This window comes from Bartonella sp. AP21QHHD, assembly GCF_042196205.1.
Lineage (GTDB): Bacteria > Pseudomonadota > Alphaproteobacteria > Rhizobiales > Rhizobiaceae > Bartonella.
This window is the reverse complement of the sequence record NZ_JBHIPT010000054.1, coordinates 46,643-71,626: the sequence shown is the minus strand read 5'-3', so window position 1 is coordinate 71,626 and position 24,984 is coordinate 46,643. Positions and strand designations below refer to the sequence as shown.

The window sequence follows — 24,984 nt, the reverse complement described above, 5'->3', positions numbered from 1 at the left end:
TTTTGTTATGTCCAGGTGCGATGAGCACTAAAAGCAAAAAAGCTGATTCGAACTCAGTACTTTCAGACTCCCGGAATACCAATGCGAGGGCGCTCGCAACCGGTAGGGGAGCTTGAAGTGCAAACTAAAAATCCACACTTTAACGACATTTCGATAGGCAGAAAAATTCGCTTTAAAAGAACAATGCTGGGAATGTCGCAAAAGCAATTAGGCAGTCAGTTAGGGGTGACTTTTCAACAAATCCAAAAATATGAAAAAGGCTCTAATCGTATAGGCGCAGGGCGTTTACAGGAGATTGCCGACATTCTTAATGTTCCCATTTCCTTTTTTATTCTGGTCTCTCAACAAAAGAAGACGTCTTGTATTGCTGTGATGAAGGGATCGCAAGTAAAGAAGAGCACATTCTTTTGAAAAGTTTTAGAGAGCTCAAACCTAAAAAGCAGAAAGCAATTTTAAGATTAAATTTTCGTTAGAATTAAAAAAAGATTAAAGAGGCTCTTGCTAAATAATAAATTATTATATAAAGCTTTTTCTAGAGAAGGGGGTTAACATTTCTCCTCCCCCCCCCCGCAGAAATTTCCAAATAAAACCTCCTTCTCATCGTTTTAAAAATCACGAAAAATTTTATCCTTTATCCTTTATTTTTTTTAAAGAGTGACTTATTTGTGCTAGAAAAGTTGCTGTATTAGGTAAATTGGAGGGCGGGGTGTTTTTAGTAGGGATTTGGGAAGGGCTGGAAAAGTCGTCTTGCCAAATAGAGTTCTCAAAAGAAAATCTTGGAAAGAAACTATCAAAGGGGTGGCTTAAAAGAAGCTACCAAAAATCCGGAACTTCAGGCTTTAAATGAGGACCAATCCGTACCGCCGAGACCTTTTCTGCTAAACCGGTGCGATCTGAAATCTCAACCGCTAAACCACAAAGGGTGGCAGGACCACATGCCGGTTCAAAACGATCTTGCTTCGTCTTATAAAGAAAACGGTGTAAGGGTTCTTCTTTATCCATTCCAAGAGATGAATTATAATCTCCACACATGCCTGCATCTGTTAAATAGGCGCTCCCACCTTCTAAGATCTGCGCGTCAGCCGTGGGAATATGCGTATGTGTGCCAACGATAACACTTACACGACCATCAAGAAAATGGCCAAAACATTGCTTCTCGCTTGTCGTTTCTGCGTGAAAGTCAAAAATAATCGTATCGGCTTGCTCCATCAACGAACAGGCAAGCAGAATATTTTCCGCTGTTTCAAATGGATCTTCTACTTTACACGGCATAAAAACGTTGCCCAACAGATTGGCGACAAGAACACGGGCGCCATTTTTTGCCGTAAAAACACCAGAACCTTTTCCAGGAGTTTCTTTCGAAAAATTGGCAGGGCGTAAAAAACGATCACTCTCATGGGCATACTGCAATGCTTCTTTGTGAGAAAAAGCATGATTACCTGTGGTGACAACATCAACACCGGTTATCAAAAGATCTTGATACGTTTCTTGTGTGAGACCAAAACCACCAGAGGCATTTTCACCATTTACCACAACAAAATCAAGCTGCCATTTCTCAATCAGTTGAGGAAGGTGTTCAAAAACAGCTTTACAGCCTGTGCTACCAACAATGTCACCTAAAAATAAAAAACGCATAGGCGCTTTAATCACATTTTAACATTTTAAGAAACCTTTTTCTGTAAAAATTCCTTGTACCTGTAGATCATGTTCTGCTGCGGGAATAGAGGAAACCTCCTGACATGAAAATCCTATGCCCCATAATGTCATTTGATGCCCTTGTTTTTCAAGAGCTGCAACAGCACGGTCATAGTATCCTCCTCCATAGCCAAGACGGTGACATTGACGATCAAACGCAGAAAGTGGAACAATAATATTATTGGGGGCAACAACGTCATTGTCTGCACCCGGACCAAAGGTGCCAAAACGCATGGGCTCTAAAATCGTGCTGGGCGAAAATGCACGGAAAATCATGGTGGTGGAATCAAGAACTGCTGGTAAGGCTAAATGCCCACCGCGTAACGCTACAGCATCCAGTAAAGGACGCGGGTCAATTTCCGATTTAATGGGCCAATAGCCTGCTAAAATGAGGCGTGAAAAATCGGTTCCCTTCTTTTCAAGGTATTCAATAAAGTGGCAACAAGCACGCTGCGAAAAGAGTGCACGCTCTTCTGTTAAAAGAGCATCACGACGCGATAAACCGCTTTTGCGTTGCTGTGTGCGAAGGGATGAAGCAGATTCATAGAGGGGATTATTTGTCATTGTCTCGTCAATTATTTTATAAGATGCTGGTATTTTATCCATTGTTGGCGTTTTGTAAATCTCTGTATGGACAAGAGCTGTGCTCATGAAAAAAAAGCATGAAAAAAGTGTGTGTTCTTTAGGGGGTATCTTGGTGCAACAAGCCGCTTTTGCGCTGCTTGCGTGCGAAGGGATGAAGCAGATTCACAGAGGGGATTATTTGTCATTGTCTCGTCAATTGTTTTATAAGATGCTGGTATTTTATCCATTGTTGGCGTTTTGTAAATCTCTGTATGGACAAGAGCTGTGCTCATGAAAAAAAAGCATGAAAAAAAGTGTGTGCTCTTTAGGGGGTATTTTGGTGCGACAAGCCGCTTTTGCGTTGCTTGCGTGCGAAGGGGCGAAGCAGATTCACAGAGGGGATTATTTTGTAAGTGCTGTCTGTTTTATAAAATAAAGCTTATCGTAATTTTTATTTCTTGAAAAGAGAGTATCGTCATTGGTCTTATGTAAAAGGACGCTCTCAATTTTAGCTGGAAAAATTTGATGTAAAAAAGTTATATAAATAAAGGGTGATCCACAACAGCCGATGGAAAAAGCTGATCCCGGGAACCTATACAAATAGGTGGGCGCCATATGAAAAAGCCCACGGGCTTGATCAGGGACAGCTCCCTTGGAGATCATTAAGGTCTCAGGAATACGTTATTTCCTGTCGAGAAGCGCAGAACACCCTCCTTAATATAAAACAATTTCAGAGTTTCTGCTAGGGATAAAATAACCTCGCTCTCTTCTTTTTCATAAAGTATTTCAGGAGAGTTTTTATAACCTTGCTGGTGGTTGCTCGAAATGGCTGTATGATGGATGGCTTATTCAAAGTAAAAAAGCAAAAAATATGAGTGGGGGTGGGTGATTGAGTGACGTAGAACGGTTTATTGGCAATGGCTTGATTAGCTCTTTTGCGACAATGCTTGATTTTTATGTTTCGGGGGTAATGCTTGGAGGAGTTTTGAAAGGAATATTTCTTATTTCAAGGATGTTGGTTGAATTGGTGTTGCACCTTTGAAGTTTTTGCTTTGTGAAGCCATATTTCAGGGCTGTTTTATCAACTTTGAGGGGTGGAGGAGAGCCGATACGGTATGTGCTGCTATGGTTGAAGCTCAAAAATAAAAAACAGACGATGACAGTTTATCAGAGGCGCTAAGCGATGTTTTAAGCTTTTTTCAAAAAGTATTTTTTGAGGATCGTGTTTACAAATTTTTTTATCCATGATGGAAGGTGTGAAAAGAAGAAACGGCGTGAAGAGGACTTAGGCGTGAAGCCCGTATGCTTGCTATGAGAAGAAATTCTGAAGGAAGTATATTGGAAGTGTTTGGACGCTGCCTGTAATACAAAAAAAGTTCAAATTCAAAAAAGGCACTGTCAATTGTGTGTGGGGGGTGTGGTTATAAGCAGGGGGCTTTTAATTTATTGAGTGGAATGTGAAGCCGGCTTGCGTCTTATCTAGGTTTGAAAGGATGCCGTAAAGTGTCTTGTTCTTGAATGGTTTTAAAGAGCTTGGGGTGATTGTTCGTCTAATAGAGCTTGCACGCGCTTTTGAATCCTGCGCATTTGTGGAGTGTAATCCAATGCTGTTTCATCAATCTTAAGAGCCAAGTTTTGAACGCTCTGTTGCTTCCATGGTAATGGCTAAGTTTCAAAAAAAGACACTGTCAATTGGGGGGGTTATAAGCAGGGGCAGTTTATTGAGTGGAATGTGAAGCCGGCTTGCGTCTTATCTAGGTTTGAAAGCATGCCGTAAAGTGTCTTGTTCTTGAATGGTTTTAAAGAGCTTGGGGTGATTGTTCGTCTAATAGAGCTTGCACGCGCTTTTGAATCCTGCGCATTTGTGGATAGTAATCCAATGCTGTTTCATAAGCTTTAAGAGCAAGTTTTGGACGCTCCGTTGCTTCCATGACAACACCAAGTTCAAAAAAAGCACTATAATTGCGCGGCTCAAGCTCAAGAGCATGGTTGAGATCAAGCAGGGCAAGCTTGAAATCATTCAGTTGAATGTGAATCCAAGCACGCCTTACCCAAGCTTCAGAATGAGTAGGTAAAAGTGCAAGAGCATTGTCAATATAATCAAGCGCAAGTCCATAATCGTCGCTGTTGAGTGCATTTTCAGCCCATGACATTAAAAGATCAATCGTCTCACTCCCCGATTGGGACCATAAATGTTGAAGTTGTTGACTGATCTTTTTCGCTTTAGCAACATCAGCACAATATTTCAATTCTTTGAGTAAACGTGAAATTTCTGCTTCTTTGCGTTGCTTAACTCTGTCAACATGGGAAAGCTGCTCTTTGTCAAGATCTTCAAGAATAACCGCCGAGGAATCAGAATCGGAGGGCGTTGAGGAAGGGGGAGGAGAATTGGGAATAAGATCATCTAATGGTAAAAGCGATTGTGGAGAAGGCCGATCTTCAGGAAGAGAAGGAGGATTTTGCCCATAGCTCGAGGGAACAAAACAAAAAACACCAACAAAAAAAAGAAAAAACGCACGCTGAAAAATACAGAAAAAACGCAGCTGAAAAAATCGAAAGGCTTTTAAAAAAATAAAAGAATCCATAAAAACAAGCCCCCAAAAGATAAATCACCAAATATTATCAAATACTAGACTTGTAATCAACGGACTTATAACCAAAAAAACGCAAAAAAATTTTTTAAGCCTACAATTAAAGTAGGCATAAAAACATTGATCCTAAAGAAATTAGTCCTAAAAGAATTAGCCCTGACGTGCTCTAAAACGTGGGTTCGTTTTATTAAGAATATAAACACGACCCTTACGACGCACCAAACGATTGTTACGGTGGCGCTCTTTTAGTGCTTTAAGCGAATTTTTAATTTTCATCATATTCACCGTTTAAATAGTTTACGTAACACAATACTATAATACAATATTAAAACACGAAAATACAATATTACAACCCCAATAGACTGCTTACTCTATGAGCATTGCATTGCGATATCGTACTTGCATGATAACATCACACGATACACTTTTTCACTGTGATCACAAAAAGAAAAGCGCACTCTTAAGGTACGCATTAACCACTTCATTAGCACAACGATAAGTGAAAATTGCAAAAAAGTAGGAGAGATTTAACAAGAAGTCTTATTCTTGTCAAGGGTATATCCCTTACAAATTCCTTAGGGTGTGTTAAGGGTTGGCCTTGAAGGTAAAAATTTTCTCGTAAAAAAAGGACACAAAAAAGCACAAAGAGTGGAAAAAAGTAAAAGCCTTGTCAGCTTTAAACAAATAAGCTCTGTTAGGGAGTGTTGAAAGATCAGGAGCGCTGTTGAGCCGTTGGATTGTTGATTTGGTGTGGTTTTTGTCGTTAAGGGCAAGGTGGCTTCTTAAAACGTAAGGGGCTTGTTTGTTGCGGGCTCGTGAAGCCCTGTCAGGTGCGTGCGCCGGCTGAAATGCTTGAAGTGGGGGGAAGAGGGGGAGCCGTTGGATTGTTGAAGTGGTGTGGGTTTTTGTCGTTAAGGGCAAGGTGTGGCTTCTAAAACGCAAGGGGCTTGTTTGTGGGGGCTCGTGAAGCCCTATCAGGTGCATGCGCCGGCTGAAATGCTTGAAGTGGGGGGAAGAGGGGGAGCCGTTGGATTGTTGAAGTGGTGTGGGTTTTTGTCGTTAAGGGCAAGGTGTGGCTTCTAAAACGCAAGGGGCTTGTTTGTGGGGGCTCGTGAAGCCCTATCAGGTGCATGCGCCGGCTGAAATGCTTGAAGTGGGGGGAAGAGGGGACGCCGTTGGATTGTTGAAGTGGTGTGGTTTTTTGTCGTTAAGGGCAAAGGGGGACTTCTTAAAACGTAAGGGGCTTGTTTGTTGCGGGCTTGTGAAGCCCTGTCAGGTGCGTGCGCCGGCTGAAATGCTTGAAGTGGGGGAAGAGGGGGAGCCGTTGGAATTGTTTCTTGTATTGGCTATACGCACATAATATCATGCCTATAGTTTCAAACGTCCCCTTATGAAAAATCTCATACCCTCAATATGGGTCATCAATAACTGGTAATCACATTAAATACGTCTAGAAATATGAAAATAAGGATTATGGTATTTTAATACCACGTTTTTCACGAATTTTTTTATTTATTAATTTCTTTATTCCATTTTTGAATTGCTAAGTTTAGTCCTGTAAGCGCTTTACGGTACAGTTTTCGATATTTAATGGTAGAATAAACAAGCCAAACGGATAATGTTATTATTGCACAACCGACAATGATCCCTAGAATGCGCCCTAATATTATAGCTTCAGTCATTTTCTCTCCTTATTATATTTTGATTAGCAACCGCTTCGTCTAGTTGTTTCATTACTTTTTTCAGTTTCTTCTTTACTATGATCCGTAGCACCAAAGAGATTGGTATCGAACCGTACAGAATTAATCCGCATATCAGCCCGATTGCAGTTGTTACATTCATCTGAGGTTTATCCGCATGGCCTAATATTGAGAGAAAAATGTATAAACAGACGCTTATAAAGATTATGAATATAAATTCTCCCAGTGAAACAACACCAGCCTTTAATGTTTCCTTAACTTCTTTTTGGATATCGAGGACTAAGTCCCATTGAGAAGATGTATCATTTTGTTCTTTTGGTGATGCATTTGATAGGTTTGGTTTTGTCATGTTGATATTCGTTTGTTTCTTGAAGGTTTTGTCTTTTGATAAAGCGAATAACTCAGTTTCTCAGACTATTTTTATGAAATGAAAAAAGATTTCTGTACTTGTTATAATTATAATACGAATGACTTGCTACGTCTGTAGCGCATCTTCCCTTTATTATTATGAGGCATGTACAATTTTTCGTGCCGCTATATAAAAGATTCGTTTTGTGAGTACAATTATATTTTATCACTAAACTATAGGCGAAGAGGCATTTAATATTGAAGTGTTTAGCCGGTTGAATTTACTTAAGAAAAGCTTGATTGTTGACAGATTGGCACAGAAATCTTCGTCCTTGAGTGCTGTTAGGCACTCAAATTTGAATAATGTAACTTTATAGGGGAAAGAACGAAGGCGATAGACATAACGAAGGTGACAAATATTACAGATATTAAAGTGAGTGATATTTTAAACGGTTGTTGTTTTAGAGTGTAAGCTAAATTTACGGTTTTCTTTCGGTGTGTAGTGTATGTACATCTGTTATTTTAAGCTTTATCGCGAAATGAAATAAGGAGAGACGCTTCAAGCCCTAGAAAATACGACACAGGTAATATCGCCTTATGAGGGGAGAGAGGATATTGCTATGATGGATAAGCTTAGTACTGTAATGATATCTTTGACATGAAACTCAAGGGGTGGTGCGGAGCGCTTGGCAATTTTGTGAAAAAATGAACATAAAAAGGGAGACTAGAGGCAATGAGAACGCATTGTTAGAATGCTCTCTATAGGCCGCAAGAGGTAAGTTTATCCTCTAAAGGTTGGAATTAAAAGGCCTAAAGATTGGCATTAAAAGAAAAATGAAGGGGCTGCGTATGTTATGGGGGAATATTTATGCGGTGGAAGGTGGAGGGGTGATGAACTTGGGGGCTGGTGAATTGCTTTTAGTCGTGGGGGGATGTTTTTGAGAAAAGGAGGAGGAGCTGTTGGATTGTTGATTGGTGTGGTTTTGTATCTTTGAGGGTGGGGGCATGGAAGAGAAGGAGCTTGTAGGAGGGCTTCACGCCCTTTCAGGGGAGAATTAAAAGGTTAGGGGCGCTTTTGAAGCCGATGGATATCGGTGTGGGGGGAGAGGTTGTTTTTTCAGTTCATTTAGGGGAAAAGTGTGAAAAAGTATTTGTATATATGTGGGCTTAAGATTTGTTGGCTGGTCCCAGTAATTGGATGATATGCCCCATTTTGCGGTTGGGGTGAACAGTGCTTTTGCCATATAAATGGATCGAGGTGCGCTCTTGCTTCAGAAAATATTTTAACGTGCTAAAATTGTTACCAAGAAGATTGGTCATTTGGCAATCGCTATGGCGATAGGGACTGCCTAAGGGAAGTCCGCAAATAGCACGGATATGCTGTTCAAATTGTGAAGTTATGCATGCCTTTTGTGTCCAATGACCAGAATTATGGACACGCGGTGCTAATTCATTCACTAAAAGATGACCATTCGTTAAGACAAAAAGTTCAATACAAAGAACACCAACATAATCGAGGGCATCCATGACTGTTACACTGATTTCTTGAGCTGCTTTTTGCACGTCAAGTGGAATATGTGATGGAACAAAGGACTTATGAAGAATACCATTTTTGTGTTGATTTTCAGGGCAGTCATAAAAAATATGTTCTCCTTGTTTTGTACGTGCCGAAAGAACCGAAATTTCCGATAAAAAAGGGACTATTTCTTCTAAAATACAAGGCTGTTCCTGAAAAGTCCTTAAGGCTTCGTCAAGGGTTTGTTCATCTGGGTGATCAAGCTTGATCTGGTTTTTTCCGTCATAACCAAAACGACGCGTCTTTAAAAGACCACGTCCGCCTAAGGTATCAAGAGCGGAAAGAAGAGAAGAAGAATTGTCAACAGCGTGCCATAACGCAGTGCCAATCCCTTGATCACGCAAAAATTGCTTCTCAAAAAGTCGATCTTGCGTGATCTCTAATGCTTTGGAAGAAGGATAAACAGGCTTACTCTTTTCTACATATTGAACCGTTTGAAGCGAAAGATTTTCAAATTCATAGCTGACAACATCACACTGAGAAATAAAATGATCTAAAGCTGATATATCGTCATAGGAGGAAACAATATGGTTGTTTGCTGTTTGAGCGGCTGGGCAATCGGCTTCAGGGCAAAAAATAACGGTTCGAAATCCTAATTCTGCGGCCGCTATGGCGAGCATCCGCGCTAATTGTCCCCCCCCGATTAAACCAATGACGCTGCCTGGAGGTAACATGGTGAAGGGAGTGGTGTTGGACGAGGTGGTGTTGGCTAAGGTGGTGTTGGACGAGGTGGTGTTGGAGGGAGTGGTGTTGGACGAGGTGGTGTTGGCTGAGGAGGTGTTGAAAAACGGTGCCATTTTAAACCTCCGTTACAGGCGTTTGGGCGACATTGGCTGTTTGTTGTTGACGCCAATCTTCTAATCGTTGGGCGAGATCATGGTCATAAACGGCCATAACGGCTGCGGCTAAAAGTGCTGCATTAATTGCACCTGCTTTGCCAATTGCTAATGTGCCGACGGGTATCCCTGCTGGCATTTGCACGATTGAAAGCAAAGAATCTTGACCAGAAAGAGAGTGAGAATGCACTGGAACGCCAAAAACAGGAAGAGGAGTAAGGGCTGCTAACATACCTGGAAGATGCGCTGCACCCCCCGCACCGGCAATTAAAACTTTAAACCCTGCTTCTTTTGCTTCTTTTGCAAATTGATAAAGGCGTTCAGGAGTTCGGTGTGCTGAGACAATATGCGAACTATGAGAAATACCAAGATTCGTCAAAATATCTGCACTATGGCACATCGTTTGCCAATCCGATTGGCTCCCCATTAAAATCGCCACATCACATGATTTTTTCATCATTCTCTATCCTTTTCAAAGGTTCAATGCGATTCTTTATCATTATTTTTTTTAAAGTTTTATATTCTTTTTGCAAAGCCAATTGATGACAGAGAAACAGTTATTTTTCAAATAAGGTGGAAAGCTAAAAATTTAAAGGGGATCTCGAGAGATGAAAAACTAAAGTATTGAAGGAATGAAGCACTTCTTGTGAGGGGGGAGGGCAATGTCACGGGGTGGCGTGGGACCCATGAGGCTGTTGAGCTTGCGGTATTGTCTTTTATTTAAGATAAGAGGGAAAAATGTATTGGGGAAAAGCCATTGATTATAAGTTTTTTTTAAAAAAATGTCTTATTTTTTATTTGCTAAAATAAACAAGATCACCATATGATATAAAATCTGTTGCAATTTGAAACATTGCTTATGAGAAAAAGAGATTTTTATGTCAAAAATGTGTTGCAAAATGAGGATATTCTTTTGAGAAAAAAAGAGATGTATAGCTCTCGATTTCAAAGCCTATTTATTTTGTTGTTCAAGTGATTCTTTTGTGAGTGGGGGGATATAATCTTTATAGGGGATATAATCTTTATAATTGTCGATATATCTTTAACAATGGCTGATATAAGGGGAAGCGAATAATCAACGCTTTTGTGCTTTTAACGCTTTTGTTGAGATGTGCTTCTGAGCGATTATATCGTTTTTTCACTTAAATATAATGGCAATATCAATCGCGAGTGACGAATTGTGAATAATAAATCCATGGTCTCTTTTTTGCCCAATTTTGTAATATGGTGAACGCTGAAATAAATAAGAGTTAAACAACGGATGTAAAGGAGATTTAAAAGCTATGTTTCTTCCATTTTTAATCGCTTTAGGTACTGCAGTAACGACTATGTGTGGTAAAAAAAATATAAGTTATGCTTTGTGGGCAATTTTATTCGTTGTCATTCTTCTCACTTTCAATCATCACGCAACTTCCACTTTAAATTTATCTTTTTGAGAGAATAGCCATGGAACATGTTGAACAAAAAAATCCTCACTTCGTCATCTTTATGAATACGCTAGGACTCTTTGGGTTATCTATTGTCTTGGTGGTGGCTTTTTATTATCAATTGGTAAAGTTTGAGTTACCTTGTCCCCTTTGTTTGCTGCAGCGCGTTGGATTGATGCTGGCAGGTTGTGGGTTCTTGCTCAATATTCACCATAAGGTGAAAAATACCCATTATGGTATGGTTATTCTTGGTTGTATGGTAACCAGTGCTGTGGCAGCACGGCAAGTGTTTTTGCATATCACACCCGATGATTTAGGATATGGTTCAACGTTCTTTGGATTGCATTTTTATACTTGGGCTTTCATTATTTCTGTCCTTTGTATCTTTGCTGTCTCATTTGTCATGATTTTAGGCGAATTGGCACACAAGTTCAAAGAATTTTCTCCTTTTCCAGTCTTGAGTAAAGCGGCAAGTTTTTTATTTGTGTTTTTGATTGCGGCAAATTTGATTTCTACCATACTGGAATGTGGTGGTGGACAGTGTGCCGATGATCCTGTAAGGTATGAATTGTTATCAAATTGGTTCCCTTCACAGTCTTGAAATTTTTTAATAATCCCTCATCATAATTTTTATTGTTAAAGAGGCGGAAATATTTAAGAATCCGCTTCTTTTTTATTTATTGGGAAGACATTTTAGCAAGATTGTTCGATAATCTGATCTTTTATACCAACGCTGGCTTTTATGAGCGCTGGCGATTGATATTTTTTTAGCGAAGACTTGTATTGTGAACCTTTTATGCTGTCTTTTGAGAGAGATGAAGGGATTGATTGGCTTGGAGGCGTTTGTAGAGAAGCCCCGGACTTTTGAGCCGCGTAGGTTAAAAAGCCTCGTTTTTTAAAGGTGCATTAACGATAAAAATTTTTTGTTCTTGATTTTTCTTAACATTGTGTTAAATTGATCTTTGTATTCATTTTGGTGCTTCTAAAGCGTTTTTATTGCTTCTAGAGGGATTAATTTAAAATTTTGAAAGTTATGTGAATAATTTTCTGCAGAGGTTTGTTTATTAGAGGCAAACCTTTTTTTTTATCTAAGTTTTAGATGTTTTCTTTCAGTGTGAAGCCTTTTTTAGAAAAAGGTAAGCGTCTTGATGATGACTCTCTTCTTTATTAATATATTGATTTATAATAATAAATAACCATTTTTTTACCGTGAAGCGCGTTGCTGAATATAATAAAATTTTTCATCACCAGTTCTCTCATATTAAATCAATTAAAATTACTTGGCTTATACATCATAAGTGGTGGGGCGTGCATGTGGGTCAAAACTGTACAAGAAAGGCATGCCTTTAATGAATTATCTCTTGAACCGAAGGCTGTCTGCAACATTGGGAGCTGGCAGAGTTTTTGTGATGATGCCGGCCTTGTTCTTCCATAAGCGTAAACGTGTTTTTCCATAAGCGTAAAGATAGGGGAGGGCTGAAAGGATTTTATACACTTCATGGGGGCTTTAACCATTTCTTTACGGGCGGCGTTTTGCAAAATGGGTGTGATGAGCGTTGAGAGATCTTTCTTTAAAACAAGCGCGTGAATATGCAACACAAGTCTATTCCTTTTGGTGCGTTTTGTATTACGAAAAAAATTGATTTATAAGAAGGAGTTATCGTTGTGGATGTTGAACGAGAAAAACGAAAAGCTTCTCTTATTTCAAACTTTCTTATAGTCAATTAATTAAATGTGCTCTTCTACGTTACAAAAAAGCACTGGGTGTAAATAAAAATTCTTTTAAAAGTCGTAAAATGCTTCTTATGCACCCTTTTGATCGTTAGAATTTTTCGAAAAATTTTATGCTGCTCAATACAATAATAAGGCGGTTTATATCTATGATTTAAGTGAAAATAGGGGGATTTAGATGAAAAGGGAGGCGAGATTTTGATGACAGTTGTTGAAAACGTTATTGTATAATGCATTTTTTACAGATTTTCTGCTTTCTGTAAATATGCAAAAGCGGAAAAACGGAAATGTGTAAAAAAGGAAGCTGGGACTTTATGCGTGGTGTATGATTTTATCATGGCATGGAATGTGGAGAGAAGATTGGGGTGTGGGGATGAAGAGTTTTATGAAGGGGGGAAGCTTGGATGAAGAGGCGGGTGTGTTGACGAGAGAGGAGAGAGGGTGTGGGGAAAGTTGTTTTTGAAGTGGGATTGACCGGTGCTTTGCGTGTTCTTACTTTAGGGTGGTGAAGGGGCAAGAATATTTTAAAATAGGACGTATCTGTCGCGTTTGATGCAACATTATCCTTTGTGGTGTCGTGATCTGAAATCAGCAGGGGAATTGGCTAGAGTAAGAAGCTGTATTGTTGACAAACCTATGTTTACAAAGTGATGCGGGGGGAATTTGAAAGTTTCGTTTGGCTGCTTTCTGTAAATGTGGAGAAGCATCAAAACGTTGATCCGTAAAATAAAAACGTATGTCCGTAAAATGATGCGGAGAATTTATGCTTTGTGTGCACTTTTGCTTAATCAGAAATCAACCATAAGATTGCTTTTTGTTTTTTCGGCTGGAGCTCTCTAAAATTTTTCAAAAGGGAATGTTCTTTTTCGCTGTATGTTTCTTGATCATAGTGTGCGGCATGTGTTGAAAGATTTTCTTTTGTGGCAATATCTGCATAAAAAAAGCTTATGGGAACTTCCAGTTTTTGGGCGATTTTGAGTAAACACCCTGCGCTTACACGATTGAAGCCTTTTTCATATTTTTGGATTTGTTGAAAACTGACACCTAAATAGCTTCCTAATTCTTTTTGGGAAAGTCCCATGGCAATTCTTCTATGACGAATTCTTTTGCCTATCAGAATATCGATAAAATTTGGATTTTTGGTTTGCACTTCAAGCCCCCCCTCCGGTTGCGAGCGCCCTCGCATTGGTATTCCGGGAGTCTAAAAGTACTGAGCTTAATCAGCTTTTTGCTTTTAGTGCTTAAAGCACCTGGACATAGCAAAATCTCCCGGAATTCCGGGATACCCGCAATGCGGGATAAATTTATGTATTAAGCTTTCGGGCTTTTAGCTCCCTATTTGATCGTTGCGTGGACGATCAAAAACACGTGCTTATCAATAAAGTAATTTCAGGAGATTGGCAAGAAAAATCAAAATAATCTCAAAGACTATAAGATTGGGTACTTTTTAAAAAAGTGCGAAATATGGATTATAAATCGCGTCTTTTGCTTAATCAGAAATGTCGATAAAATGTGGATTTTTGGTTTGCATTTCAAGCCCCCCTCCGGTTGCGAGCGCCCTCGCATTGGTATTCCGGGAGGTTGGATTCACTGAACTTAAACAGTCTCTTGTTTTTAGTGCTTAAAGCACTTGTACATAACAAAAGCCCCCGGAATTTCCGGGATAGCCATAATTGTTTATGTGTTAAGTTTTAAGGAATACAACTCCTTATTGACCGCTGCGTAGACGACCAAAAAACACAGGCTAATTCATAAAGTAATTTCAGGAGATTGGCAAGAAAAATCAATATCCCATAAAATGGCGTGATTTGGAGGGGTGTGGAGTGCTGGTTTGAATTTGACTTAAGGGGTATATGAATGGAATAATATTAATTGTTACTCTTTTGCTTAATCAGAAATCAGCCACAAGATTGCTTTTTGTTTTTTCGGCTGGAGCTCTCTAAAATTTTTCAAAAGGGAATGTTCTTTTTCGCTGTATGTTTCTTGATCATGGTGTGAGGCAATTTTTTCTACTGAGACATCTTCTTTTGTCACAATATCTGCATAAAAAAAGCTTATGGGAACTTCCAGTTTTTGGGCGATTTTGAGTAAACACCCTGCGCTTACACGATTGAAGCCTTTTTCATATTTTTGGATTTGTTGAAAACTGACACCTAAATAGCTTCCTAATTCTTTTTGGGAAAGTCCCATGGCAATTCTTCTATGACGAATTCTTTTGCCTATCAGAATATCGATAAAATTTGGATTTTTGGTTTGCACTTCAAGCCCCCCTCCGGTTGCGAGCGCCCTCGCATTGGTATTCCGGGAGTCAAAAATACTGAACCTAAATCAGCTTTTTGCTTTTAGTGCTTAAAGCACCTGGACATAGCAAAAACTCCCGGAATTCCGGGATACCCACAAAAGTGGGATAAATTCATGTTTTAGGTTTCGGGTTTTTGATCCCCTATTGATCGTTGCGTATACGACCAAAATTACAGTATTCATTTATAAGGCAATTTCAGAAAATTGGCAAGAAAAATCAATATCCCATAAAATGGCGTGATTTGGAGGGGTGTGGAGTGCTGGTTTGAATTTGACTTAAGGGGGTATATGAATGGAATAATATTAATTGTTACTCTTTTGCTTAATCAGAAATCAGCCACAAGATTGCTTTTTGTTTTTTCGGCTGGAGCTCTCTAAAATTTTTCAAAAGGGAATGTTCTTTTTCGCTGTATGTTTCTTTATCATAGTGAGCTGCATGTGTTGAAAGATTTTCGTTTGTGGCAATATCTGCCTAAAAAAAGCTTATGGGAACTTCCAGTTTTTGGGCGATTTTGAGTAAACACCCTGCGCTTACACGATTGAAGCCTTTTTCATATTTTTGGATTTGTTGGAAACTGACACCTAAATAGCTTCCTAATTCTTTTTGGGAAAGCCCCATGGCAATTCTTCTTTGACGAATTCTTTTGCCTATCAGAATGTCGATAAAATGTGGATTTTTGGTTTGCATTTCAAGCCCCCCTCCGGTTGCGAGCGCCCTCGCATTGGTATTCCGGGAGTCAAAATACTGAGCTCTAGTCAGCTTTTTTGCTTTTAGTGCTTAAAGCACCTGGACATGGCAAAAACTCCCGGAATTCCGGGACACCCACAAGAGTGGGCTCATTTTACGCTAGAGCTTAGGGTTTTTGAATCCCTCTTGATCGCTGCGTAGACGATCAAAATACCTTTTAAGTGATAAAGTAATTTCAGGAGATTGGCAAATGAAAATAGTTTTTATTTATAAACTTTATTTTTTAATGAGAGGCTTTCCGCCTCTCAAACTCTCCGGAACGCTCACCAAAATCATGAGATCAGACCCGCTTTTAATGAGGGGACTAACAATCCTAGGTTCTTAAGGTCAAGGAGACCATTACATGGCGCCTAACGGCGTCCTTGACCCCCAGAACTTAACGGCTTGTTTTGTCCCTCTCACGCGGCTCCGAAATCATGATTAGAAGGGAAGCTTATAGGGGGGGTGATATCAGGCATATCAATTTATCAAGGTGTTTTTTAGAGTGTATGATGAGTATTTTAGGCTGGATTTTTTTGTCGCGTTTGATGAAATAATCTCGTTTGAGGGTGGGTGATCTGAAGTGCTTGGGGGAGATTGGCTAGGCAAGAAGCTGGGGTAATACTATTGTTTATAGAGTGGTGCGGTGTGGAAGTTTCATTTGGCTTTATTCTGTGAATCTGTAAAAGCGTGAAAACGTATATTCGTGAAAAAGGAAAGGCTTTATGTTGTTAGGGGCGTTGTGGTTAATGATACGCAATGTATAGGGATCGTGTTTTCGAAGGTAGGAAGAACAACATAAATGGAAGGAGTGGCTTAGAGGAAGCGTGTGAAGAGAGAGAAAATGGGGAAGGCTTTATAGGAAATGCGTAGAGTATGAAGTGTGGGGCGGTGAAGCATGTTGTGAATGGTGTGTGAAGAATGGAGAAGGTTTTTGAGAAAAGGAAGGGCTTCTGGCGTGGGGGGAGAGTGGTGTTTATCTGAAGGGCGCATGTTTAAGGTGTGGAAGGTGAGGAAAAGTTGGAGAGAGGATGATTGTTCGTAAGTTGTGGAGGAATTAGTCAGAGGTGTTGGGAAAATGCTTTAGGGGAAAAAATTAGCGTAATTTCTTGTCACACTGAAACCAAAATCATCATAAAAATTGAAGGAAATTAGCGGGTAAAATTGGTGAAAAAAAAGTTTTTATTCTTAAGGTGTGGGATGACGTTTTTTGAGAACATGAGAGAGTAAACTTGAAAAACCTTTCCCTTTTTGTGGAATTTTTATTCACAAACTTAAGAAAATAGGATATGAACGCTGGAAATAACGCGCAGCTTAACAAAATATGTGCACTGTAAAGGAAATGTTTGTTTATGTCAAAAGAAGAAGTTTTAGAATTTTCTGGTATCGTTACTGAACTCTTACCTAACGCGATGTTTCGTGTGAAACTGGAAAATGATCATGAAATTATTGCTCATACCGCTGGTAGAATGCGGAAAAATCGTATACGGGTGTTGGCCGGTGATAAAATCATGGTGGAAATGACACCTTATGATTTGACAAAAGGGCGTATTACATATCGCTATAAGTAGCCTCGTGGGTGGCTTGCACTTTTTTCTAAAAGCTATCATATTATTTCTATTATTTTTTAACAGTTTTTTAGTTTGCTTTTCATGAGTGAAAAAAGGGGAGTGTTTGAAGAGCCTTGAAAAACTGTAAAATCGATGCGGAAAAAGGATAAGGAGATCAATAGCGCTTAAAAGGGAGGCTAAAGGGGCGCGCTTAAAAGGGGGTGAGAGGGAAGTCAATTGTGAAGGGGTGGAAATGAGAAATATAAGAGAGTGGGGGGAAAAACGTTTGGCAGATACTCTTACAGAAGAAATTCATTTGGTGCTTGCCTCCGCTTCGCCAAGGCGTTTAGCGCTCTTGGCACAAATAGGGATTGATCCCCAGCAGGTTTATGCAAGCGATATTGATGAAACGCCAAAATTAAAAGAACATCCTGCAAACCTTGCCAAACGTTTGGCAAAAGAAAAAGCACTGAAAGCCCAAAAAATTTTGCGCTGGTACAGTCAGAATGGTCAAGACGAGTTGCAGAATGGTCAAGAAAAATTACCTGGACAGAAAATGATTATCTTGGCGGCTGATACGGTGGTGGCTGTTGGGCGGACCATTTTCCCCAAACCAGAAAGCGAGGATGAGGCTTATGAATGTTTACGATACCTTTCTGGGCGTTCGCATAAGGTCTATGGTGCCATTTGTGCGCTCAATGAACGTGGAAAAATAACCGTAAAATTGGTTGAAAGTCGTGTTCGCTTTAGACGCTTAACCTCTGCCATGATGAAGGCTTACCTTGCTTCAGGAGAATGGCAAGGGAAAGCAGGTGGCTACGCTATCCAAGGAAAAGCAGGGGCTTTTGTTGTCCATATCACGGGTTCTTATTCTAATGTTGTGGGATTGCCTTTGGCTGAAACAGCCGATCTCTTGACCGCTTATCACTATCCACTTTTCACTCACTGGGCTGAACAAACGCATTAGAAAAACTTTAAGGTAAGATCAATGCAAGGTGAAAAGCAACAAAAAGAGAAAAGCAAAAATGAAAAAAAAGCAACAGAAGAAAAGTTAATGAAGAAGCCAATGACAAAGGTGTGCCAAGAACAAAAAGAGCTAAATTTGCAAAAAGAGACCCGTCCTCCGCATCCTTGTCCTATTTGTGGTCAGATGTCACAAAAATCTTCTTATCCTTTTTGTTCCACACGGTGCCGAGCTATTGATCTTAATCGTTGGCTTTCAGGCTCTTATATTTTACCACCCCCACCACAAGTAAGTGATGAAGAAGAATAAAGAGTTCTCTTGAGAAAAGAACGCTAAAGCGTTTTTTTTGTGTGGAAACTGAAGGGGAGGCGCGCGGGATTATCGTAAATGTATTTAAGAGCTGGATTAACGGCTTGCTTATTATCGTCATTCGCAAAGACGCAGATTAAGTTCAATCAACGATGGAAGTTTTAATACATATCTAAGACTTATCTCCAGAGGTTTTGTTTACCATGGATAATTATAAATTGCTTTGTTGCATGAAGGTCGATGGAGCTTTGTTGCGTGAAAGTTGTTGGTGCCTTTAGGGTGTGAGGAAAAATTGATAGTCCAATCAGTATTGCTAACGAAAAAAGAGGGGTGCGTGTTTTGGTGCAAAGAGACGTGGTAATAAAAAGTTGCTTGTTGGTGCTTTGTTGCGTGAAAGCTGTTGGTGCCTTTAGGGTATGAGGAAAAATTGGTCATCTAATCAGTATTGCTAACGAAAAAGAAGGGGTGCGTGTTTTGGTGCAAAGAGACGGGGCAGTAAAAAATCGCTTGTTGGTGCTTTGTTGCGTGAAAGCTGTTGGTGCCTTTAGGGTATGAGGAAGAATTGATCATCTAAGCAGTATTGCTAACGAAAAAGAAGGGGTGCGTGTTTTGGTGCAAAGAGACGGGGCAGTAAAAAATCGCTTGTTGGTGCTTTTGCTGGGTAATGGCGTGGTGTCATTTGGCGGTTGGATTGATTATATCGTGATTTTGACCGTATCTGTGTTCACGTGGAAAGCTGATCAATATGATGTCGCTTTTATTGGAGCGGCAACATTATTACCTGGTATCGTTCTGTCTAAGCCAATTGGAATGTTGGTAAGTCACCGTTCTATGATCCATTGGTTGCGGGCGTCACTGCTGTTACGGGCACTCTGTACTGTCGGTTTATTGATGGCGACGAGTCTGCAAGGATTTATTATACTGGCAGTTATTCGAGCGACATTCAACAGTTTAGCCATGCCTGCAATTTCCGTTCTTAGTGCAAATTCGGTGTCTGAAAACGGACGGACTCGTTACTATTCTGTGCTTAACATGATCAATAGCGCAGCAAAGATGATAGGACCTGCTTTGGGGAGTGCTCTGTCCATACTTTTATCAGATACCTATACTTTATTGTTTTCGGGATTTTTGACATTGCTAGGCTTTATGGTGTTTTGTTGTCTTGGTGCACAACCTGTCTCGTCGCTCATGATAAAAACAGCGAATACCATAAAATCAAAGCAGAGGCTTTATGGGACAACTTGGTATGCCTATGTGGCGGTGATGTTTGTGTATTTTGCCATGATCTTTATGGTGAATAATCAGTTGCCGGTTATTCTTAGTGCAATGAAAATGAATAAACAGGCTCTTGGGATGCTGGTATCGGCTTCGGCAATCGGTAATTTTCTCTATGGATTTTGGAGTGTGAAACAATCAAAGTATAAACCCCTTACAGGCAAAATATCAGAGTTGTTAATGCCGGCAATGTCAACAATGATTGGTTTTGTCATGATCTCAGTGTGCTTTTTTTACTTTGATTTACTCCGTATTGAGACTTTGTTGCTCTGTTTTTTCCTTATTGGAATGGTTAGCGCTTACTTTTCCATATCTTCTAATGTTTATCTGGTAAGCAATTTCAATGAACAGATTGGATTGGCTTCCGGATGGGTGCAGTCTATACAAAATTTAGCTATGTTGGTGGCGCCGTTTGTTGGAGCGTTTGTTTTAGGTCACACTTCGGCTGGAAAATTGTTCCTTCTTTCTGGATTGAGTGGATTATTCTGTTTATTGGCTATCAGGATATTGCTGAACCGTTCTTTGTTAATTGTTCGATCTCAATGATTGGCTCATCAATAAAACAAATGTTTTAAATCATTTTTCTGAGATTTAGAGGACGTGGAGATAATCCAACATAGAGCAGCTTTTTCAACGTTATAGATTCAATTTTTGATTTTTACTTAAACGCTCATATGTTTTTTTCGGGGCTTTGCCTTCTTGACACTGTTCCACCGTTTCGTAAATGCAATTGGGGGCATGGTTTTGAGCGACAATGTCATTTTTGTTTAACTCCGCTTTGCTACTAATAGTCAAACTTAAAAACTCAGCTGCCAATCCTTAATCAGCTTGACTTGAAGCAATAATGGAAACAGAAAACGAGGAGCTATAGTGTGAATTATCTTATATGCCGTAAAATATCATTCTTGGAGGTATGGTGATATCAGGTATGGGAAACTTTAGGCAGGGGGGTATGTTAATTGTTGCTCTTTTTCCTAATCAGAAATCAACCACAAGATTGCTTTTTGTTTTTTCGGCTGGAGGTCTCTAAAATTTTTCAAAAGAGTGTTTTCTTTTTCGCTATAGGTGTATTGGTCGTGGTGTAAGAGAGTTTCTTTTGTGGGAAGATCTTCTTTTGTGGCAATGTCTGCATAAAAAAAGCTTATAGGAACTTCCAGTTTTTGAGCGATTTTGAGTAAACATCCTGCGCTTACACGATTGAAGCCTTTTTCGTATTTTTGGATTTGTTGGAAACTGACACCTAAATGGCTTCCTAATTCTTTTTGCGAAAGGCTCATTGAAATGCGTCTGTGGCGGATTCTTTTGCCTATCAGAATGTCGATAAAATATGGATTTTTAGTTGGCACTTCAAGCCCCCCTCCGGTTGCGAGCGCCCTCGCATTGGTATTCCGGGAGTCTGAAAACACTGACTTGACTCAGCTTTTTGCTTTTAGTGCTCATCGCACCTGGACATAGCAAAATCTCCCGGAATTCCGGGATACCCGCAAAGCGGGATAAATTCATGTGTCAAGTCTTCGGGTTTTCAGTTCCCTATTGGTCGTCGCGTATATGACCAAACTTACAGTATTTATTCATAAGGCAATTTCAGGAGATTGGCAAGAGAAATGAAAATATTTTTGGATCTCAAGAATTATCCTCTTATGCTGTGAAAAAATGCTTTTTGAGGTTGATATCAGGCATATCAATTTCCGTATCTAGGTATGGGCGCGTGTGTGTTGAATATTTTAGGGGTGGGCTTGTTTGTAGCGCCTTTTGAAGCACTCTCCTTTGAGGGGGCGTGATCTGAAGCTTATATTTTAGAGGGATTAACGAATAATGTTGATTGTTGTGCTTTTGCTTAATCAGAAATCAACCACAAGATTGCTTTTTGTTTTTTCGGCTGGAGGTCTCTAAAATTTTTTAAAAGGGTGTGTTCTTTTTCGCTATAGGTGTATTGGTCGTGGTGTAAGAGAGTTTCTTTTGTGGGAAGATCTTCTTTTGTAGCAATATCTGCATAAAAAAAGTTTACGGGAACTTCTAGTTTTTGAGCGATTTTGAGTAAATACCCTACGCTTACACGATTGAAGCCTTTTTCGTATTTTTGGATTTGTTGGAAACTGACACCTAAATGGCTTCCTAATTCTTTTTGAGAAAGGCTCATGGCAATTCTTCTTTGACGAATTCTTTTGCCTATCAAAATGTCGATAAAATGTGGATTTTTGGTTTGCACTTCAAGCCCCCCCTCCGGTTGCGAGCGCCCTCGCATTGGTATTCCGGGAGTCTAAAAGTACTGAACCCTAGTCAGCTTTTTTGCTTTTAGTGCGGAAACGCACCTGGACATAGCAAAAACTCCCGGAATCCCGGGATACCCACAAGAGTGGGTTCAATTGTACGCTAGGGTTTAGGGCTTTTAGTTCCCTGTTGATCGTTGCGTGGACGATCAAAATTACACTTTAAGTGATAAAGTAATTTCAGAAGATTGGCAAGAAAAATCAAAATAATCTCAAAGACTATAAGATTGGGTACTTTTTAAAAAGTGCGAAATATGGATTATAAATCGCGCTTTTACCTATCAAAATGTCGATAAAATGTGGATTTTTGGTTTGCACTTCAAGCCCCCCTCCGGTTGCGAGCGCCCTCGCATTGGTATTCCGGGAGTAACAAGTACTGAACCCTAGTCAGCTTTTTGCTTTTAGTGCGGAAACGCACCTGGACATAGCAAAATCTCCCAGAATTCTAAGGATATTCGAAAAAGTGGGCTCAATTGTACGTTAGGGTTTAGGGCTTTTAGTTCCCTGTTGATCGCTGCGTGGACGATCAAAATTACACTTTAAGTGATAAAGTAATTTCAGAAAATTGGCAAGAAAAATGAAAAATTTTCTATTCTGTTATACCGTAAAACGGCGCTATTTGAAGGAGGAGTGAAGAGCTTGAATATTCAGGGTAGGGCTTGATTTGTTGAGCCTGGTGAAGTGCTGTCTTTTTTGGGGGGGAGACTGTAAGGTACTAGGCAAAAAGCTGGGTTCGTTTTCAGAACAGTGTTTACAGTGCGGTGCGGGGTGGTGATGTGGAAATTTTATTTGGCTGACTTCTGTAATAACGTAAAAGCGTTAAAACGTATATCCGTAAAATGATGCGGGGGATTTGTGCTTTGTGTATACTTTTATTTGGCGTGGAATGTGGTGAGATAAATGGGGGAATGCATTTGTGAGTGGAGAGGGGAAAGCTGGGATGAAAAGGGGTGTTAAGTGCGTTTTCTGGAGAAGAGTATGTGGAGAATATTTGGAGGAAGGGCTTATTTGTCTTGTCTGATGAAACAGCATTTTTTGATATGTGGGATAGCCATATGAAATAATCAGCAGGGGAATCTAATAGACAAGAAATCAGATTTTTGCAGAGCAGTGTTTACAGAGCAGTGCGTGGGGTGAATCTTTCGTTGGCTGTTTTCTGTGAATGTGTAAAAGCGTAAAAATGTGAATCTGTTAAAGTGAAGAGGAGGATTTATGGATTTATGCATTGTGCGTGTTTTGGTGGCACGTTGGGTTTTTGCATGGATGGGGTGAGATAAATGGGGAGAGAACGAGCTTGTGAATCGAGGAGGGAAGCTGGAATGAAGAGTGCTGTAAGTCGTAAATGTTTGATGGGAGAGAAAAAGGAGTGCGTGGAATGGGAGAGTGCCTATGGACAAGGGGGAGGGTGTGGATAAGAGGTGGGGGTAGTTTAAAGGGATGCGTGAAGGGATGGTGTGAGGGTGATAGAAGAGGGAGGGTGAGGCTTTTATTAAAGGGTGCTGTGGTTTTGAAAGGGGGTGAGAATGGAGAAAATACGCTGGAAAGTATGATGATGAGGTGAGCTAATTTTGGGGGCACGTTGGGTTTTTGCATGGATGGGGTGAGATAAATGGGGGGAGAACGAGAGCTTGTTAATCGAGGAGGGAAGCTGGAATGAAGAGTGCTGTAAGTCGTAAATGTGTGATGGGAGAGAAAAGGGGGGCGTGGAATGGAGAGAGTGCCTATGGACAAGGGGAGGGTGTGGATAAGAGGCGGGGGTAGTGCAAAGGGATGCGTGAAGGGATGGTGTGAGGGTGATAGAAGAGGGAGGTGAGGATTTTATTAAAGGGTGTTGTGGTTTTGAAAGAGGATGAGAATGGAGAAAATGCGCTGGAAAGTATGATGATGAGGTGAGCTAAAGGGATGAGAGCAGGGCTCGAAAAAATAACTGGGAAAGGGAGCCGTGGTGGGGAAATGAAAAAAAACTTTCTCACCCCCAGTTGTTTTCAAAGGGGAGTGAGGGGCTTATCAAGAAGAAAAAAGTTAGTTTCTTTTCATAATTTTCCAAGTTTTTCCATCAGACATATACATAATCTTTTGACCTGTGGTTATCTTTTGTGTGCCGTGAGTGGTGTGAAGCGTAGAACTGAAAGCCGCTAGATGATCTATAAAGATTGATTTCCACTTAAATGAATCAGGAGATGGCAAAAAGATATTGGGTGCCCAAGAACGATTTTTTGAACGAATAACGACAAGCTCTTTTTGTTTCAAAACGTTAGAAATTGTTTCTGCAGACAGATCTTTCTCATTGGAAATTTGTATTTCTGGTTTAGTAGTAGGCGAGGCTAAACCTCCAAAGTCGCTTATACTTGTCATGCAAAAGTTGGATGTACATGATGTTTGGATGAGGTCAGAATCTCGACACTTTCCTTGATTAGAAGCTTTCAGACTCCCTTCGTGTAGCTTGTTTTGTTTTATGCCTTGAGGCTCAAAAAAAATCGAACTTTGCGGACTTAAATCATAACAGGAGGAGAGATGTCTCTTCCAACGAGAATGGTCTTCAACAAAACTTGAAGATTTACGGAGTTGTCCAAATGTATTTGGTACTTCTATGGTCCCAATATTCACTTTTTTACCCGTTATAAAATCGACTACTGTCGCTGTAACTAGATTTCCATTTTTTTCAACATATAATCGATATCTGCGTCCCATCTCCCATGGAAAGTTAATTTCACATCGTACTCCTGAACCTTCTTGAGTAAAATGCTTACATGTATTACCCTTCCATCCCGTTGCATTCCAGATAGAAAAATGAATGGTACGGCCGCTCCTGTTGAAAAAACCAATTTGTCCACTTTTTCCATTTTGGAATTCAAATTTATTTCCCCAGAAATAGATGGAGTTAGACCCACCATCGTAATTTACTTGCTGGGTGAAAACAAATAGATCAAATGATGCATTTTTAAGCCATTCATGCTCTATTGTAATAACTTTGCCGGCAAAAACGGCATAGCTTGGTTTACTTATCAGAAGGAATAAAAGTATTAAAATAACCTTTTTTACAGTATGGTACATACTCAAATCCTCTATCTTAATAAAAATAGTGTAACTTTATAAGTATTAAATCATATATTCAATGAT

Annotated in this window: 26 protein-coding genes, 1 other RNA gene and 2 pseudogenes; 12 read left to right on the top strand and 17 right to left on the bottom strand. The window is 39.9% G+C overall.

The features are described from left to right. Positions 1-117: 117 nt before the first annotated feature. Positions 118-473, top strand: a pseudogene (locus ACFIMC_RS04060) (helix-turn-helix domain-containing protein). 340 nt (positions 474-813) lie between these two features. Here ACFIMC_RS04060 and ACFIMC_RS04055 read toward each other — a convergent pair. The 4 genes from ACFIMC_RS04055 to ssrS all read right to left on the bottom strand — a co-directional run bounded on the left by ACFIMC_RS04055 (position 814) and on the right by ssrS (position 2,969). Next, complete coding sequence (locus tag ACFIMC_RS04055; protein WP_375613599.1) at positions 814-1,635, bottom strand: TIGR00282 family metallophosphoesterase; 822 nt, start codon at positions 1,633-1,635, stop codon at positions 814-816. 18 nt (positions 1,636-1,653) lie between these two features. Further along, positions 1,654-2,259, bottom strand: coding sequence for a 5-formyltetrahydrofolate cyclo-ligase (locus tag ACFIMC_RS04050; RefSeq protein WP_375613632.1), 606 nt, complete (start codon positions 2,257-2,259; stop codon positions 1,654-1,656). An 83-nt stretch (positions 2,260-2,342) separates the two neighbouring features. Continuing rightward, the gene (locus tag ACFIMC_RS04045; protein ID WP_375636923.1) at positions 2,343-2,552 is read right to left on the bottom strand and encodes a hypothetical protein; all 210 of its coding nucleotides are present in this window, start codon (positions 2,550-2,552) and stop codon (positions 2,343-2,345) included. A 256-nt stretch (positions 2,553-2,808) separates the two neighbouring features. Then, positions 2,809-2,969: non-coding RNA, 6S RNA (gene ssrS / locus ACFIMC_RS04040), on the bottom strand. A 179-nt stretch (positions 2,970-3,148) separates the two neighbouring features. Here ssrS and ACFIMC_RS04035 point away from each other — a divergent pair. Beyond that, positions 3,149-3,301: a hypothetical protein gene (locus tag ACFIMC_RS04035; RefSeq protein WP_375613598.1), complete on the top strand. Its 153-nt coding sequence runs from the start codon at positions 3,149-3,151 to the stop codon at positions 3,299-3,301. A 757-nt stretch (positions 3,302-4,058) separates the two neighbouring features. On the opposite strand, the gene ACFIMC_RS04030 is transcribed toward ACFIMC_RS04035, so the two are convergent. Then, a complete protein-coding gene (locus ACFIMC_RS04030; RefSeq protein WP_375631458.1) occupies positions 4,059-4,844 on the bottom strand; it encodes a tetratricopeptide repeat protein in 786 nt (261 codons plus the stop codon). A 156-nt stretch (positions 4,845-5,000) separates the two neighbouring features. Continuing rightward, positions 5,001-5,126, bottom strand: a complete 126-nt coding sequence (gene ykgO / locus ACFIMC_RS04025) for a type B 50S ribosomal protein L36 (protein WP_004863016.1) — start codon at positions 5,124-5,126, stop codon at positions 5,001-5,003. Positions 5,127-5,774: 648 nt separating this feature from the next. Between ykgO and ACFIMC_RS04020 the strand changes: the two genes are divergently transcribed. After that, entirely contained in the window at positions 5,775-5,933 is a 159-nt protein-coding gene (locus ACFIMC_RS04020; protein ID WP_375685661.1) for a hypothetical protein, read from the top strand. Continuing rightward, the gene (locus ACFIMC_RS04015) at positions 5,923-6,210 is read left to right on the top strand and encodes a hypothetical protein (protein WP_375685659.1); all 288 of its coding nucleotides are present in this window, start codon (positions 5,923-5,925) and stop codon (positions 6,208-6,210) included. The genes ACFIMC_RS04020 and ACFIMC_RS04015 overlap by 11 nt, the downstream gene beginning before the upstream one ends. Positions 6,211-6,358: 148 nt before the next feature. Here ACFIMC_RS04015 and ACFIMC_RS04010 read toward each other — a convergent pair whose 3' ends face one another. The 4 genes from ACFIMC_RS04010 to purE form a co-directional block, all read right to left on the bottom strand. Then, positions 6,359-6,532, bottom strand: a complete 174-nt coding sequence (locus ACFIMC_RS04010; RefSeq protein WP_273790839.1) for a hypothetical protein — start codon at positions 6,530-6,532, stop codon at positions 6,359-6,361. Further along, positions 6,525-6,899 (bottom strand): hypothetical protein, encoded by a 375-nt coding sequence (locus ACFIMC_RS04005; protein WP_375680856.1) that lies wholly within the window; start codon positions 6,897-6,899, stop codon positions 6,525-6,527. Before ACFIMC_RS04005 ends, ACFIMC_RS04010 begins: the two co-directional genes overlap by 8 nt. 1,166 nt (positions 6,900-8,065) lie before the next feature. Then, positions 8,066-9,271, bottom strand: coding sequence for a 5-(carboxyamino)imidazole ribonucleotide synthase (locus ACFIMC_RS04000; RefSeq protein ID WP_375680855.1), 1,206 nt, complete (start codon positions 9,269-9,271; stop codon positions 8,066-8,068). A gap of 1 nt (position 9,272) precedes the next feature. Then, positions 9,273-9,770 carry a 5-(carboxyamino)imidazole ribonucleotide mutase gene (gene purE, locus ACFIMC_RS03995; protein WP_375610656.1) on the bottom strand — a complete coding sequence of 166 codons (498 nt, stop codon included), beginning with the start codon at positions 9,768-9,770 and terminating at the stop codon, positions 9,273-9,275. A gap of 823 nt (positions 9,771-10,593) precedes the next feature. Between purE and ACFIMC_RS03990 the strand changes: the two genes are divergently transcribed. From ACFIMC_RS03990 to ACFIMC_RS03980, 3 genes are all read left to right on the top strand, one after another. Further along, complete coding sequence (locus ACFIMC_RS03990; protein ID WP_273790835.1) at positions 10,594-10,746, top strand: DUF5993 family protein; 153 nt, start codon at positions 10,594-10,596, stop codon at positions 10,744-10,746. A 10-nt stretch (positions 10,747-10,756) separates the two neighbouring features. After that, positions 10,757-11,338 carry a disulfide bond formation protein B gene (locus ACFIMC_RS03985; RefSeq protein ID WP_375613594.1) on the top strand — a complete coding sequence of 194 codons (582 nt, stop codon included), beginning with the start codon at positions 10,757-10,759 and terminating at the stop codon, positions 11,336-11,338. A 711-nt stretch (positions 11,339-12,049) separates the two neighbouring features. Then, entirely contained in the window at positions 12,050-12,172 is a 123-nt protein-coding gene (locus ACFIMC_RS03980) for a hypothetical protein (protein ID WP_375630052.1), read from the top strand. Between the two features lie 1,080 nt (positions 12,173-13,252). Here the strand turns inward: ACFIMC_RS03980 and ACFIMC_RS03975 are convergent. The 3 genes and pseudogenes from ACFIMC_RS03975 to ACFIMC_RS03965 all read right to left on the bottom strand — a co-directional run bounded on the left by ACFIMC_RS03975 (position 13,253) and on the right by ACFIMC_RS03965 (position 15,457). Further along, the gene (locus tag ACFIMC_RS03975) at positions 13,253-13,618 is read right to left on the bottom strand and encodes a helix-turn-helix domain-containing protein (RefSeq protein ID WP_375634536.1); all 366 of its coding nucleotides are present in this window, start codon (positions 13,616-13,618) and stop codon (positions 13,253-13,255) included. A 737-nt stretch (positions 13,619-14,355) separates the two neighbouring features. Next, positions 14,356-14,727 carry a helix-turn-helix domain-containing protein gene (locus ACFIMC_RS03970; protein ID WP_375634921.1) on the bottom strand — a complete coding sequence of 124 codons (372 nt, stop codon included), beginning with the start codon at positions 14,725-14,727 and terminating at the stop codon, positions 14,356-14,358. Between the two features lie 364 nt (positions 14,728-15,091). Beyond that, positions 15,092-15,457 (bottom strand): annotated as a pseudogene (locus tag ACFIMC_RS03965) (helix-turn-helix domain-containing protein). Positions 15,458-16,848: 1,391 nt separating this feature from the next. Here ACFIMC_RS03965 and infA point away from each other — a divergent pair. From infA to ACFIMC_RS03945, 4 genes are all read left to right on the top strand, one after another. Continuing rightward, on the top strand, positions 16,849-17,067 hold the full coding sequence (gene infA, locus ACFIMC_RS03960; protein ID WP_004857577.1) for a translation initiation factor IF-1: 219 nt from the start codon (positions 16,849-16,851) through the stop codon (positions 17,065-17,067). A gap of 232 nt (positions 17,068-17,299) precedes the next feature. Beyond that, positions 17,300-18,013 (top strand): Maf family nucleotide pyrophosphatase, encoded by a 714-nt coding sequence (locus ACFIMC_RS03955; protein ID WP_375611669.1) that lies wholly within the window; start codon positions 17,300-17,302, stop codon positions 18,011-18,013. A 21-nt stretch (positions 18,014-18,034) separates the two neighbouring features. Continuing rightward, positions 18,035-18,319, top strand: a complete 285-nt coding sequence (yacG, locus tag ACFIMC_RS03950; protein WP_375611670.1) for a DNA gyrase inhibitor YacG — start codon at positions 18,035-18,037, stop codon at positions 18,317-18,319. A 612-nt stretch (positions 18,320-18,931) separates the two neighbouring features. Next, a complete protein-coding gene (locus ACFIMC_RS03945) occupies positions 18,932-20,140 on the top strand; it encodes an MFS transporter (RefSeq protein ID WP_375680876.1) in 1,209 nt (402 codons plus the stop codon). Between the two features lie 90 nt (positions 20,141-20,230). Here ACFIMC_RS03945 and ACFIMC_RS03940 read toward each other — a convergent pair whose 3' ends face one another. From ACFIMC_RS03940 to ACFIMC_RS03930, 3 genes are all read right to left on the bottom strand, one after another. After that, positions 20,231-20,410 (bottom strand): hypothetical protein, encoded by a 180-nt coding sequence (locus ACFIMC_RS03940; protein WP_375680853.1) that lies wholly within the window; start codon positions 20,408-20,410, stop codon positions 20,231-20,233. 158 nt (positions 20,411-20,568) lie between these two features. After that, complete coding sequence (locus ACFIMC_RS03935) at positions 20,569-20,940, bottom strand: helix-turn-helix domain-containing protein (protein ID WP_375680852.1); 372 nt, start codon at positions 20,938-20,940, stop codon at positions 20,569-20,571. A gap of 491 nt (positions 20,941-21,431) precedes the next feature. Further along, positions 21,432-21,803: a helix-turn-helix domain-containing protein gene (locus ACFIMC_RS03930; RefSeq protein ID WP_375680875.1), complete on the bottom strand. Its 372-nt coding sequence runs from the start codon at positions 21,801-21,803 to the stop codon at positions 21,432-21,434. A gap of 1,338 nt (positions 21,804-23,141) precedes the next feature. Between ACFIMC_RS03930 and ACFIMC_RS03925 the strand changes: the two genes are divergently transcribed. Then, positions 23,142-23,279, top strand: coding sequence for a hypothetical protein (locus tag ACFIMC_RS03925; RefSeq protein ID WP_375638510.1), 138 nt, complete (start codon positions 23,142-23,144; stop codon positions 23,277-23,279). A gap of 607 nt (positions 23,280-23,886) precedes the next feature. Here the strand turns inward: ACFIMC_RS03925 and ACFIMC_RS03920 are convergent. Then, a complete protein-coding gene (locus tag ACFIMC_RS03920) occupies positions 23,887-24,918 on the bottom strand; it encodes a DUF3472 domain-containing protein (protein WP_375680851.1) in 1,032 nt (343 codons plus the stop codon). Positions 24,919-24,984: the final 66 nt, after the last annotated feature.

Coding starts and splice junctions, on each gene's coding strand:
- ACFIMC_RS04055 (WP_375613599.1), bottom strand. CDS start 1,635: ATGCGTTTTTTATTTTTAGGTGACATTGTTGGTAGCACAGGCTGTAAA.
- ACFIMC_RS04050 (WP_375613632.1), bottom strand. CDS start 2,259: ATGACAAATAATCCCCTCTATGAATCTGCTTCATCCCTTCGCACACAG.
- ACFIMC_RS04045 (WP_375636923.1), bottom strand. CDS start 2,552: ATGAGCACAGCTCTTGTCCATACAGAGATTTACAAAACGCCAACAATG.
- ACFIMC_RS04030 (WP_375631458.1), bottom strand. CDS start 4,844: ATGGATTCTTTTATTTTTTTAAAAGCCTTTCGATTTTTTCAGCTGCGT.
- ykgO (WP_004863016.1), bottom strand. CDS start 5,126: ATGAAAATTAAAAATTCGCTTAAAGCACTAAAAGAGCGCCACCGTAAC.
- ACFIMC_RS04010 (WP_273790839.1), bottom strand. CDS start 6,532: ATGACTGAAGCTATAATATTAGGGCGCATTCTAGGGATCATTGTCGGT.
- ACFIMC_RS04005 (WP_375680856.1), bottom strand. CDS start 6,899: ATGACAAAACCAAACCTATCAAATGCATCACCAAAAGAACAAAATGAT.
- ACFIMC_RS04000 (WP_375680855.1), bottom strand. CDS start 9,271: ATGGCACCGTTTTTCAACACCTCCTCAGCCAACACCACCTCGTCCAAC.
- purE (WP_375610656.1), bottom strand. CDS start 9,770: ATGATGAAAAAATCATGTGATGTGGCGATTTTAATGGGGAGCCAATCG.
- ACFIMC_RS03990 (WP_273790835.1), top strand. CDS start 10,594: ATGTTTCTTCCATTTTTAATCGCTTTAGGTACTGCAGTAACGACTATG.
- ACFIMC_RS03985 (WP_375613594.1), top strand. CDS start 10,757: ATGGAACATGTTGAACAAAAAAATCCTCACTTCGTCATCTTTATGAAT.
- ACFIMC_RS03980 (WP_375630052.1), top strand. CDS start 12,050: ATGTGGGTCAAAACTGTACAAGAAAGGCATGCCTTTAATGAATTATCT.
- infA (WP_004857577.1), top strand. CDS start 16,849: ATGTCAAAAGAAGAAGTTTTAGAATTTTCTGGTATCGTTACTGAACTC.
- ACFIMC_RS03955 (WP_375611669.1), top strand. CDS start 17,300: ATGAGAAATATAAGAGAGTGGGGGGAAAAACGTTTGGCAGATACTCTT.
- yacG (WP_375611670.1), top strand. CDS start 18,035: ATGCAAGGTGAAAAGCAACAAAAAGAGAAAAGCAAAAATGAAAAAAAA.
- ACFIMC_RS03925 (WP_375638510.1), top strand. CDS start 23,142: ATGGGGAGAGAACGAGCTTGTGAATCGAGGAGGGAAGCTGGAATGAAG.
- ACFIMC_RS03920 (WP_375680851.1), bottom strand. CDS start 24,918: ATGTACCATACTGTAAAAAAGGTTATTTTAATACTTTTATTCCTTCTG.